The sequence below is a fragment of the Streptomyces ziwulingensis genome (genome assembly GCF_039542605.1).
GTDB classification, from domain to species: domain Bacteria; phylum Actinomycetota; class Actinomycetes; order Streptomycetales; family Streptomycetaceae; genus Streptomyces; species Streptomyces ziwulingensis.
The window spans coordinates 182047-193582 of sequence record NZ_BAABIG010000024.1 but is presented as its reverse complement, the minus strand read 5'-3'; the positions used below and the strand labels follow the sequence as shown (position 1 = coordinate 193582).

Here is an 11536-nt window from a genome sequence, read left to right as displayed (position 1 = left end):
TCCCTTGCGACTTCCGAGTCTCCGTTCCGCGACGGGGTGCCCCCGCGGGCACCGGTCCACGCCGGTTCACACCGGTTTCCGTTCCGGTCCCCTTCCTTCGTCGGTTCCGGTCCCGCGGGCCGTCTACGGGTCCGGGATCTCCCGGCCGGCCGGGCACCCGCTCCGGCGGGAGTATTCCGCCGCGCCGCCCCTCGCGGATGCGCGGCACGCTGGCGGCACCGGTCCCGATGCCCGCCGAGCGGGTGAGCGACGTACATGATCGGACGAAGGCCGCGTGTTGCCGGCCGCGGCCGGGGAACACATGAGGCCGCGTCACCCGTGGGCGCCGCGAGGGTCCCCGGGCCGCGTGGCGGGTTCCGCCGGCGGCCGTCCCCGCGGTCCCGGAACCGGTCGCGGTACCGCCGCATCCGGAACGCCCCGCCGTGCCGAATGACTGACACAGCTCGCTGCCCCGACCGACGACGAGAGGACCCGGGATGCGCCTCAGCAGGGCCGACCACGACTCACGCGGCAGGCGACCGCCCTCGTCGCGGGCCGTAGTGCGCCCCGCCGGCGCGACCCCGCCCGCCCCGCCCGGCCCCGGGCCGCGGAGCGTGGACGCCGATGTGCTCGCCGCCGTCGAGGCGACCCTGGGCGAGATCCTGGCCGAACGGGTCGCGAGCTGCGCGGCGCTCGACCCGCTCTTCGGCGACGACCTCGCCGCCCGGCTCGCCGGTTTCACCCTGGGCGGCGGCAAACGGACCCGGCCGCGACTGCTGTGGTGGTCGTTCCGGGCCTGCGGCGGCCGGGACCAGGAACGGGCCGCCGCCGCGCTGCGGATCGCGGCGGCCCTCGAACTCCTCCAGAGCTGCGCCCTGGTGCACGACGACGTGATGGACGACTCGTCCCTGCGGCGCGGCCGGCCGGCACTGCACACCGCCGTCGCCCGGCAGTACGGGGGCGCCGAGGAGTTCGGCCGGTCCGCCGCCCTCCTCGCCGGCGACCTCGCCCTGGCCTGGGCGGACGACGAGGTCGCCGAGACCTGCCGGCGCACCCCCGGCACCGGCCCCGTACTGGGCCTCTGGCGCGACCTGCGCACCGAGATGGTGGCGGGCCAGTACCTGGACCTGCACGGCCAGCTCACCGCCGCCCGCGCACCGGACCGGGCGGTGCGCGTCGCCTGCCTGAAGAGTGCCCGGTACTCCGTGGAGCGGCCCATCGCGCTCGGCGCCGCGCTCGCCGGGGCGCCGCCGCGGACCTCGGCCGAGCTGAGCGCCGCCGGCCGCTGCGCGGGCGTCGCCTTCCAGCTCCGCGACGACCTGCACGGCGTCTTCGGCCGCCCGCACACCACCGGCAAGCCCTCCGGCGACGACCTGCGCCAGGGCAAGCCGACCTATCTGCTCGCCGTGGCCCGGGTCCGCGCCGAGGCCCGCCGGGACACCGAGGCGCTGGCCGTGCTCGACCTGCGGGTGGGGGACGCCTCACTGACGGAGGAACAGGTGGACGACGTACGCGAGGTGCTGGAGCGCACCGGCGCGCGCGCGGCGGTCGAACGCCGTATCGAGCGGCTGGCCACGCGCAGCCTGCGCCACCTGACGGCGGCGGGCCTGCCCGCCGGCCCCGGCGACCGCCACCTGCGCGATCTGCTGCGCACGGCGGCCGGGGCGCGGAGCCCGGTGGAGGCGCGCGCGGGTACCGGCGCCGCGGCACCCTCGGGTGCCGCGGTCACGGTCGGTGCCGCCGCGGCCGCCGGCCCCCCGCCCCGGACCGTCCTCACGTCGGCCCTGCGGGAGGAGGCGTGAGCGCGCGGACGGTGCGGACGGTGACCGGGCGGACCGATCACGTCGTGGTGGTGGGCGCCGGGCTCGCCGGTCTGTCGGCCGCCCTGCATCTGCTGGGCGCCGGGCGGCGCGTGACGGTGGTCGAACGCGAGGCGCTGCCCGGCGGCCGGGCCGGTCGGCTGGACCGCGGCGGCTACCGCATCGACACCGGACCCACCGTGCTGACCATGCCCGAACTCGCCGACGAGGCGTTCGCGGCCGTCGGCGAGCGGCTGCGCGACCGGGTCGAACTGCTGCCCCTGCACCCCGCCTACCGCGCCTGCTTCGCCGACGGTTCCGCCCTCGACGTGCACACCGACGCGGCGGCGATGGAGGCGGAGGTCGAACGGTTCGCCGGGGCCCGGGAGGCGCTCGGCTACCGCCGCCTGCGGACCTGGCTGACCAAGCTGTACGCCGTGCAGATGCGCCGGTTCATCGACACCAACTTCGACTCGCCGCTCGGCCTGCTCACCCCCGACCTGGCCAGGCTGGCCGCCCTCGGCGGCTTCAGCACCCTCGACGCGCGCATCGGCGGCTTCCTCCGCGACGAACGCCTGAAACGGGTCTTCTCCTTCCAGTCCCTGTACGCCGGTGTCGCCCCGGCCAGGGCACTGGCCGCCTACGCCGTCATCGCCTACATGGACACCGTGGCCGGCGTGTGGTTCCCGCGCGGCGGCATGCACGCCCTGCCCCGCGCCATGGCGGCGGCGGCCGAGAAGGCCGGTGCGCAACTGCGCCTCGGACACGACGTCACCCGGCTGGAGCGCTCCGGCGACCGGATCACCGCCGTCGTCACCGCCGACGCCCGCATCCCCTGCGACGCCGTCGTCCTCACCCCCGACCTGCCGGTCGTCCACCGGCTGCTGGGCCGCCGGCCCCGCCGCCCGCTGCGGCTGCGCCACGCCCCCTCCGCCGTCGTCCTGCACGCCGGCACCACCCGCACCTGGCCGCAGCTCGCCCACCACACCCTCTCCTTCGGCGCCGCCTGGGGGCGGACGTTCGACGAACTGACCCGGACCGGCTCCCTGATGACCGACCCGTCCCTGCTCATCACCCGGCCCACGGCCGCCGACCCCTCGCTCGCCCCCGCGGGCCGGCACCTGCACTACGTCCTCGCCCCCTGCCCCAACACCGACATCGGGCCGGACGCCCGGAGCTGGAGCGACCTCGGGCCCCGCTACCGCGCGCGGCTCCTGCGCACCCTGGAACGCCGCGGCCTGACCGGTATCGCCGCCGCCATCGAGGAGGAGTGCCTGGTGACCCCCGCCGACTGGACCGCCCTCGGCCACGCCGCCGGAACCCCGTTCTCGGTGGCCCACACCTTCGCCCAGACCGGCCCCTTCCGGCCCCGCAACCTGGTACGCGGCACCGCCAACGCGGTCCTGGCCGGCTGCGGCACCACCCCCGGCGTCGGCGTGCCGACCGTCCTGCTCTCCGGGAAACTGGCCGCCGCCCGCGTCACCGGCCGGACGGGCGGCGGCCGATGACCCGCCGCGAACTGGACGCCGCCGGCCTCCACGACCCGAGGCTGCGCGCCGCCTACACCCACTGCCGGCGGCTCAACGCCCGCCACGGACGCACCTACTTCCTCGCCACCCGGCTGCTGCCCGTCGACCGCAGACCGGCCGTGCACGCCCTGTACGGCTTCGCCCGCTGGGCCGACGACATCGTCGACGACCTCCACACCGACGCCACCGCCGAGGAGCGCGCCACCGCCCTGGACCGGCTCGACGCCCGGCTGCGCGCGGCCCTGGCGGCGGGCGGCCCCCGCCCCGGACACCCGGGCGCGGGCGAGCCGGTGGTGCTCGCGGTGGCCGACACCGCCGCCCGGTACGGCATCGAGGCGGCCCACTTCACCGACTTCATGGCCTCCATGCGCAGCGACCTGACGGTCACCGAGTACGCCACCTACGACGAACTGCGGTCCTACACGCACGGCTCGGCCGCCGTCATCGGCCTGCAGATGCTGCCCGTGCTGGGCACGGTGACCCCCCGCGCCCAGGCCGCCCCGCACGCCGCCGCGCTGGGCGTCGCCTTCCAGCTCACCAACTTCCTGCGGGACGTGGGGGAGGACCTGGACCGCGGCCGGGTCTACCTGCCGCTGGACCTGCTCGCCGCGCACGGCGTCGACCGCGGACTGCTGCTGTGGAGCCGGCGCACCGGCCGCCACGACCGGCGGATCACGGCCGCGTTCCGGGCGGCCGAGGACCTCACCCGCTCCGTCTACCGGGAGGCGGCGCCCGGCCTCGCGATGCTGGACCCGGTGGCCCGCCCGTGCATCCGCACCGCCTACGTCCTCTACCGGAACATCCTCGACACCATCTCGGCCGGCGGGCACGCGGTGCTGCACCGGCGGGCCGTGGTGCCCCGCCGCCGCCGCGCGGCCGTCGCGGCCGACGGACTGGTCCGGGCGCCCGCCGCCCGGCTGCGGGCCCGCGCCGCGCACCGGCCGGCCCCGCCCGAGCCCGCGCCGGTCACCCTGCCCCGCCGGGCCGGCGCCGACGACGTGAAGGAGGCCGGATGAGCACCGGAGAGGGCCCGCGCAAGGGCCGCTACCCCCTGCGGCTGCGCCGCCGCCCGCTCCCGTGGGAGCGCCAGCCGCCGACCTGGCGCGCGGCCCGCCCCGCCGTCATCGCCGCCGCGCTGAAACGGGCCCAGGCACGCCCGTCCGGCAACTGGTACGTCGTCGGCGACCGCACGCGGGTGCGTCCCGGCCGCCCGCTCGCGGAAACCGTCGCGGGCGTCGAGGTCGTCGTCTGGCGGGACGCCCGCGGCCGCCTGGTGGGCGGGCCGGGCGTCTGCCCCCACCTCGGCGCCCCGCTCGCGGACAGCCCGGTGCGCTGCGGCACCCTCGTGTGCCACTGGCACGGCCTCGCCCTGAACGGCACCGCGACCGCCGGGTGGGAGCCGCTGCCGGTCCACGACGACGGCGTACTGGTGTGGGTGCGGCTCGACGCGGTGGGCGGCGAGGACCCCACCGACGCGCCCGTCGTCCCCGAGCGGCCCGCCGCGGCCACGGCCCTGCGCTCCGTGTGGCGGGGTGTCGGCGCCTGCGACCCGCAGGACGTGATCGCCAACCGTCTCGACCCGTGGCACGGCGCCTGGTTCCACCCCTACTCCTTCACCGACCTCACCGTGGTCCGGGAGCCCGACGGGACCGACGAGGGCGACCGCTTCGAGGTGGACGTCTCCTTCCGGCTCGCCCGGCGGCTCGTCGTGCCGGTCCGGGCGGAGTTCACCGCGCCCGAACCGCGTACCGTCCTGATGCGCATCACCGGCGGGGAAGGGGCCGGGTCCGTCGTGGAGACCCACGCCACGCCACTGGGCCCGGACGACCGCGGCCGGCCCCGTACCGCCGTCGTCGAGGCCGTCGTCGCCACCTCGGAGCGGCCCGGCTTCGCTCTCGCCCGGCACCTGGCACCGGCCCTGCGACCGGTGCTGAACGCCGCCGCCGGACGCCTGTGGCGGGACGACCTCGCCTACGCCGAACGCCGCCGCCACCTGCGCGACCGCGGTCAGTTCCCCGGCTGAACCGGCCGATCCGCCGGCAGCGGGGCCCCCACCGATCCACCAGGACGAGGCGATGCAGACCTTCCTCCCCCACCCCGGCTTCCTCGACTCCGCCCACGTCCTCGACCGTCAACGCCTCGGCAAGCAGCGGGTCGAGGCGCTCCAGGTGCTGCGCGGCCTCATCGTGCCCGGCTACGGCTGGCGCCACCACCCGGCGGTGAGGATGTGGACCGGGTACGAGGAGGCGCTGGTCCGCTACGGGCTGGACATCTGCCGGGTCTGGCGGGAGCGCGGGCACCAGGACAGTTGCGCGGCCTCCCTGGTCGCCGGGCTCGCCGAGGTCCGCCCCGGCGCCCCGGTGCGCGACCAGGCGGAACTGGCGGACGCCGGCGAGCTGCCGCCGTGGCTCGGCGACGAGGCGTTCCACCTCAGCCACCGCTCCGCACTGGTCCGCAAGGACCCGGAGACGTACACCCCGCTCTTCCCGGACGCGCCCGACGACCTGCCGTACCTCTGGCCGGGCTCGGACCGGGCCCGTGACGGCACGCAGGCATGACGGAGGGACGACGGAGGGACGACGGGGAGACGCGGGCACACTTGACGTATGGGACGTGAGGCGCCCGCGCTCGCCGGAGCGCGGCGGTATCTGGGAACAGCTCTCTTCCGGCGGGTCGCGGGGCCGCAGGGCCCGGCCAACCGCGCCCGCATCCACGACACGGCCGGCCCCCGCTGGTTCGGCCCGGAGCGGCCCATCAGGGTCGTCCACGGCGACGCCTCGATGTTCGTCGGCGGCCTGCGCGCCCTGCTGCTCCAGTCGCTGCACCCGCTGGCCATGGCCGCCGTCGCCGCGCACTCCGGCTTCCGCGGCGACCCCTGGGGACGCCTCCAGCGCACCAGCACCTTCCTCGCCGTGACCACGTACGGCACCGCCGACGACGCCCGGGCGGCCGTCGACCGGGTCCGCGCCATCCACGACCGGGTGCGCGGCACCACGGCGGAGGGCGAGCCGTACCACGCCGCCGACCCCCACCTGCTGACCTGGGTGCACCTCACCGAGACGGACAGTTTCCTGCGCGCCCACGCCCGCTACGGAGCCCGGCCGCTGGACGCGGACGGCTACGACGGCTACGTCCGCGACACCGCCCGGGTGGCCCGCGCCCTCGGCGTGAGCGACCCGCCGCTCACCCGGCGCGAGCTGACCGCGCGACTGGCGGCGTACCGGCCCGAACTGCGCGCCACCGCCGAGGCCCGCGCCACCGCCCGCTTCCTCCTGCTCCACCCGCCGCTGCCGCTGCCCGCCCGGCCCTTCTACACGGTGCTCGCCGCCACCGCGGTGGCGAGCCTGCCGCCGTACGCGAGCGACCTGCTGGGCGTCCCCCGCCTGCCGCTCGCCGAGAAACTCGCCGTGCGCCCGGCCGGGCACGCCCTGACCCGCACCATCCGCTGGGCGATGACCCCGCCGCCGCCACCCCGGGCGAAGGACGCTTCTATAGGCTGACGGCGTGGCGAGCGAGGACCGGGACGGCCGGGGACGACAGCGGCGGACGGGCGAGGCGGCGGGGCCGGCCGGGGAGCCGCCCGCCGGCCCCGACCTGTACTCCTTCGCCGTGCACCTGCGCAGGATGAACGGCGAGATCAACCGGCTGGTGCACGGGTTCGCCGGCGACCACGGACTGCACGCCACCGACGTCCAGGCGCTCGCCGCGATCCTCGACGCCGAGGAACCGATGACACCGGGGCGGCTGCGTGCGCACCTCGGCCTGACCTCCGGCGCCGTGACCGCCTGCGTGGACCGGCTGGAGCGGGCCGGACACATCCGCCGGGTACGGGAGTCCGCCGACCGCAGGGTCGTCCATCTGTACTACGCCGCCGGCGCCAGGGCTGCGGCCCGCTCCCACTTCCGGCCGCTCGCCCAGGCGACCGAGGCCGCCCGCACCCGGTTCAGCGAGGACGAACTCTCCGTCGTGCTGCGTTTCCTGGCCGCGCTGAACGAGGAGATGTCGGGCCTGCGACCCCTTCAGCGCTGAGCCGCCCGGCGGTGCATCCACGCACCGGGCGGGGGGAGAAGGAAAGGTGTCGTCTACGATCACGGCAGAACTATCTCGATGATTGAGATTGTTTTTCATCGAGATACATCGACTCATGGAGAGCCATGCCCGCCACCTCGCGCCGGACCCGCTGGGTCCGGCTGCTCCTGCCCGCCCTCCTGCTGATCGCCTGGCTGGGCGTCGGCGGCACCACCGGACCCTTCGCCGGACGCCTCGGTGAGGTCGCCACCAACGACCAGGCCGCCTTCCTGCCCCGCAGCGCCGAGTCCACCGAGGTGATCGACGAGCAGAAGGCGTTCCAGCAGGACGAGACGCTGCCCGCGATCGTCGTGTGGACCGCCGACGGCGGCACACCGGTGCCCGAGCGGCGGCAGGCGGCCACCGAGGCGCTCGCCTCGCTCTCGGACGCCCCCGGCGTGGCCGGGCGCGTCTCGCCCGCGGTCCTCTCCGAGGACGGCGAGGCGCTCCAGGGCGTCGTCCAGTTGCGGCCCGACCTCGGGGACGGACTCGCCGGCGCCCTCGACCGCATCCGGGCCGCCGCCGAGCAGGTCCCCGGCACCGAGGTCGGCATCGCCGGACCCGCCGCCAGCCAGGCCGACCTGTCCGACGCCTTCGCGGGCATCGACGGACTGCTCCTCGGCGTGGCGCTGCTGGCCGTCCTCGTCATCCTGCTGCTCGTCTACCGCAGCCTGCTGCTGCCCTTCGTCGTCATCGTCGGCGCGGTCTTCGCACTCGGTGTGGCCTGCGCGATCGTCTACGTCCTCGCCGACCACGACGTGGTCCGGGTCGACGGCCAGGTCCAGGGCATCCTGTCCATCCTGGTGATCGGCGCCGCCACCGACTACGCGCTCCTGCTGACCTCCCGCTTCCGCGAGGAACTCGCCCGGCGCGAGGACCGCTTCACCGCGATGCGCGCCGCCCTCAAGGAGTCCTGGGGCGCCGTCGTCGCCAGCGCCGCGACCGTCGCCCTCGGCCTGCTCGCCCTGCTGCTCAGCGACCTGACCAACAACCGTGCCCTCGGCCCGGTCGGCGCCATCGGCATCGGCTGCGCCGTCCTGACCACCCTGACCTTCCTGCCCGCCGTCCTCGTCCTGCTCGGCCGCGCCGCCTACTGGCCGGCCAAGCCGCGCTCCGCCGAGGAGGGGCACGGCATCTGGCAGCGGGTCGCCGCCCTGGTGGACCGCGCCCCACGCAAGGTCTGGGCGGTCTCGCTCATCGGCCTGCTGGCCGCCGCCGCCTTCGCACCCGGCCTCGCCTCCAGCGGCGTACCGCTGGACGAGACCTTCGTCGGCGAGGCGCGGTCCGTCGAGGCGCAGCGCACCCTCGGGGAGCACTTCCCCGGCGGTTCCGGCAACCCCGCCGTCGTCCTCGCGAACGCCGACCGCCTGGACCGGGTGGTGTCGGCGGCCGAGGACACCGACGGCGTCGCCTCGGCGGCCGCGGTGACCGCCTCGGGCCGGCCCGGCGGGGGCGAGCCGCTGACCGTCGACGGCCGGGTACGCGTCGACGTCACCCTGAGCGCCGCCGCCGACAGCGACGACGCCAAGGACACCGTGGCCCGGCTGCGCGCCGCCCTGCACGCCGTGCCGGACGCGGACGCCGAGGTCGGCGGCTACACCGCCCAGAGTTACGACACCCTGCGCACCGCCGAACGGGACCGCACCCTCATCGTCCCCGTCGTCCTCGCCATCATCTTCGTCATCCTCGTGGCGCTGCTGCGCTCCCTGCTCCTGCCGGCGCTGCTGGTGGCCACCGTGGCGCTGAACTTCCTCGCCACCCTCGGCGTCTCCGCCCTGGTCTTCCCGCACGTCTTCGGCTTCACCGGCACCGATCCGTCCGTGCCGCTGTACGGCTTCGTCTTCCTGGTCGCCCTGGGTGTGGACTACAACATCTTCCTGATGTCACGGGTGCGGGAGGAGTCCCTGCGGCACGGCGTGCGCCAGGGCATCCTGCGCGGCCTGGTCACCACCGGCGGGGTGATCACCTCCGCGGGGGTGGTGCTCGCCGCGACCTTCGCCGCGCTCGGCGTGATCCCGCTGGCGTTCCTGGCGCAGATCGCCTTCATCGTCGCCTTCGGTGTCCTGCTCGACACCCTGGTCGTACGGTCCCTGCTGGTGCCCGCGCTCGCCCGGGACATCGGCCGCCCGGTGTGGTGGCCGGGCCGGCTGAGCCGCCGCTGAGCCGCCGCTGAGGCACCGCGCCCCCTCTCCGGCTCGTCCGGGGAGGGTCAGCGCGTCGCGGAACGCTCCTTGGCGAAGTCGTACAGCTCCTCGGAGGTGGTGATCAGCTCCCGCTGCTCCGCGCGGGAGCCGACCATCGGCTGCGAGCCGTGCAGCGGCACCTGGGCGCTCTCGGGGAGGAACCGGACCGTGACCAGGCCGATGACGCCGGCCACCATCAGGTAGTACGCCGGTACCAGGTCGTCGCCGGTGGCGTTCACCAGCGCCTCGGTGAACAGCGGGGTGGTGCCGCCGAAGGCGGCGACGGCGAAGTTGAAGCCGATGCCCATGGCCGCGTAGCGCACGGCGGTCGGGAACAGCGCGGGCAGCGTGGCCGCGCTCGGGGCGGCGAAGCACGCCAGCAGGGTGGACAGCAGCAGCACCCCGAGGACCGGGCCCGCGGTGCCGTCCGCCTTGAGCAGCAGGAAGGCGGGCACGGCCAGCAGGATCATCGCGATCGCGCCGACCGCGTACAGCGGGCGCCTGCCGACCCGGTCGCTGAGCCGGCCGAGGAAGGTGATGAGCACGACGATCCACACCATGCCGATCAGGACGAGGACGTCGGCGAAGCCGCTGGAGCGGTTCAGCGTCTCCGTCTGATACGTCGGGAGATAGCCGGTGACCATGTAGTTGGTGACGTTGTACAGGAGCACCAGGCCCATGCAGATCAGCAGGGCCCGCCAGTGCTCCTTGACGATCGTCCGGAACTCGCCGCCCGCCGTCTTCTCGGCCATGTTCTTCTCGTGCGCGTCCAACTGCTGCTGGAAGGCCGGGGACTCCTCCAGCTTCAGCCGCATGTACAGGCCGATCACGCCCAGCGGACCGGCGATCAGGAAGGGCAGCCGCCAGCCCCAGGAGAGCATCTGGTCGTCGCTGAGCGCCAGGTTGAGCACCGTCACCAGCGCGGAGCCCAGGGCGTAGCCGACGAAGGTGCCGAAGTCGAGCCAACTGGAGAGGAAGCCGCGCCGGCGGTCGGGGGAGTACTCGGCGACGAAGGTGGTGGCGCCGCCGTACTCGCCGCCGGTGGAGAAGCCCTGGACCATCCGGGCGAGCAGCAGCAGGACCGGGGCGGCGATGCCGATGGTGTCGTAGCTCGGGATGAGGCCGATGACGAAGGTCCCGAGCGCCATCATGATCATGGTGGTGGCGAGCACCTTCTGGCGGCCGATCCGGTCGCCGAGCGGGCCGAAGACCAGCCCGCCGAGCGGCCGGACCACGAAGGCGGCGGCGAAGGTCGCGAACGAGGAGAGGAGCTGGGCGCCCGGTGAGGCGCCGGGGAAGAAGACCTTGCCGATGGTGGCCGCGAGATAGCTGTAGACCCCGAAGTCGAACCACTCCATGCAGTTGCCGAGCGCGGAGGCGCCGACGGCGCGCTTGAGCAGGGGCCGCTCGACGACCTGGACGTCCTTCTCGCTGAAGCCCCCTCGGTTCCGGTGCAGCCTGCGGGTCAGCTCGTCCCGGACCTGGCCGGGCATGTTCGCGACCGCTTTCGGCATCCTGCCCCGGCCCCGTGGGCCTGACCGGCCGTCGGGCTTGGCCTCCACCACGCCGCCGCCTTTCCGTTCTCCGTCACTGTGTTCTTCCGTCACCGCGCTCGCCTGAGCGATTCTGTGCCGCACTGATCGTCCGGCGCACGCCAGGGGCTGCTGCCCAGGTAGGTGCGTTGTACACGAACTCTCGGTGTGGGGCGGGACACGACACGCCTGGTCAGGGCGTGGGAAAGGCGGGGCGGGCGGCGTCCGGCGGCGCTCGGGGGCGATGGCGCTCGACCGCGGTGTCCGGGCGGGCGCGGGTGCGGGGGACCTCCGGCCGGTCGGCGCGGGTGCCGCCGATCAGGTGGCGGATCGCCGCGGTCGGCAGCCGCACCGTCCGGGCGGCGGGAGTGATCCATCTCACTGTTCATGCCGCCGAAGCCGACCGAAGCCGCTGGTGGACGGCCGCGACGCCGTCGCGCCCGTCA

At 75.4% G+C, this 11536-nt stretch carries 10 protein-coding genes; 8 read left to right on the top strand and 2 right to left on the bottom strand.

The window, feature by feature from the left end:
- Positions 1-476 precede the first annotated feature (476 nt).
- The 8 genes from ABEB00_RS14550 (at position 477) to ABEB00_RS14515 (ending at position 9537) form a co-directional block, all read left to right on the top strand.
- Complete coding sequence (locus tag ABEB00_RS14550) at positions 477-1781, top strand: polyprenyl synthetase family protein (RefSeq protein ID WP_345619986.1); 1305 nt, start codon at positions 477-479, stop codon at positions 1779-1781.
- Positions 1778-3286, top strand: coding sequence for a phytoene desaturase family protein (crtI, locus tag ABEB00_RS14545; protein ID WP_345619985.1), 1509 nt, complete (start codon positions 1778-1780; stop codon positions 3284-3286). Before ABEB00_RS14550 ends, crtI begins: the two co-directional genes overlap by 4 nt.
- Entirely contained in the window at positions 3283-4323 is a 1041-nt protein-coding gene (locus ABEB00_RS14540; RefSeq protein WP_345619984.1) for a phytoene/squalene synthase family protein, read from the top strand. Before crtI ends, ABEB00_RS14540 begins: the two co-directional genes overlap by 4 nt.
- Positions 4320-5330: a Rieske (2Fe-2S) protein gene (locus ABEB00_RS14535; RefSeq protein WP_345619983.1), complete on the top strand. Its 1011-nt coding sequence runs from the start codon at positions 4320-4322 to the stop codon at positions 5328-5330. Before ABEB00_RS14540 ends, ABEB00_RS14535 begins: the two co-directional genes overlap by 4 nt.
- A gap of 52 nt (positions 5331-5382) precedes the next feature.
- Positions 5383-5865, top strand: a complete 483-nt coding sequence (locus tag ABEB00_RS14530) for an MSMEG_6728 family protein (RefSeq protein WP_345619982.1) — start codon at positions 5383-5385, stop codon at positions 5863-5865.
- 48 nt (positions 5866-5913) lie between these two features.
- On the top strand, positions 5914-6807 hold the full coding sequence (locus tag ABEB00_RS14525) for an oxygenase MpaB family protein (protein ID WP_345619980.1): 894 nt from the start codon (positions 5914-5916) through the stop codon (positions 6805-6807).
- Positions 6808-6811: 4 nt separating this feature from the next.
- Complete coding sequence (locus tag ABEB00_RS14520; protein ID WP_425586488.1) at positions 6812-7336, top strand: MarR family winged helix-turn-helix transcriptional regulator; 525 nt, start codon at positions 6812-6814, stop codon at positions 7334-7336.
- 125 nt (positions 7337-7461) lie between these two features.
- A complete protein-coding gene (locus ABEB00_RS14515) occupies positions 7462-9537 on the top strand; it encodes an MMPL family transporter (protein ID WP_345619979.1) in 2076 nt (691 codons plus the stop codon).
- Positions 9538-9584: 47 nt separating this feature from the next.
- On the opposite strand, the gene ABEB00_RS14510 is transcribed toward ABEB00_RS14515, so the two are convergent.
- Both ABEB00_RS14510 and ABEB00_RS14505 read right to left on the bottom strand, forming a co-directional pair.
- The gene (locus ABEB00_RS14510) at positions 9585-11072 is read right to left on the bottom strand and encodes an MFS transporter (RefSeq protein WP_345619978.1); all 1488 of its coding nucleotides are present in this window, start codon (positions 11070-11072) and stop codon (positions 9585-9587) included.
- 211 nt (positions 11073-11283) lie between these two features.
- Positions 11284-11472, bottom strand: coding sequence for a hypothetical protein (locus ABEB00_RS14505; protein WP_345619977.1), 189 nt, complete (start codon positions 11470-11472; stop codon positions 11284-11286).
- Between the last annotated feature and the right edge of the window lie 64 nt (positions 11473-11536).

Bases quoted from the DNA above. Each gene is read 5' to 3' on its own strand.
- ABEB00_RS14535 (WP_345619983.1), top strand. From the start codon at position 4,320: ATGAGCACCGGAGAGGGCCCGCGCAAGGGCCGCTACCCCCTGCGGCTG.
- ABEB00_RS14515 (WP_345619979.1), top strand. From the start codon at position 7,462: ATGCCCGCCACCTCGCGCCGGACCCGCTGGGTCCGGCTGCTCCTGCCC.
- ABEB00_RS14525 (WP_345619980.1), top strand. From the start codon at position 5,914: ATGGGACGTGAGGCGCCCGCGCTCGCCGGAGCGCGGCGGTATCTGGGA.
- ABEB00_RS14510 (WP_345619978.1), bottom strand. From the start codon at position 11,072: ATGCCGAAAGCGGTCGCGAACATGCCCGGCCAGGTCCGGGACGAGCTG.
- ABEB00_RS14550 (WP_345619986.1), top strand. From the start codon at position 477: ATGCGCCTCAGCAGGGCCGACCACGACTCACGCGGCAGGCGACCGCCC.
- ABEB00_RS14540 (WP_345619984.1), top strand. From the start codon at position 3,283: ATGACCCGCCGCGAACTGGACGCCGCCGGCCTCCACGACCCGAGGCTG.
- ABEB00_RS14530 (WP_345619982.1), top strand. From the start codon at position 5,383: ATGCAGACCTTCCTCCCCCACCCCGGCTTCCTCGACTCCGCCCACGTC.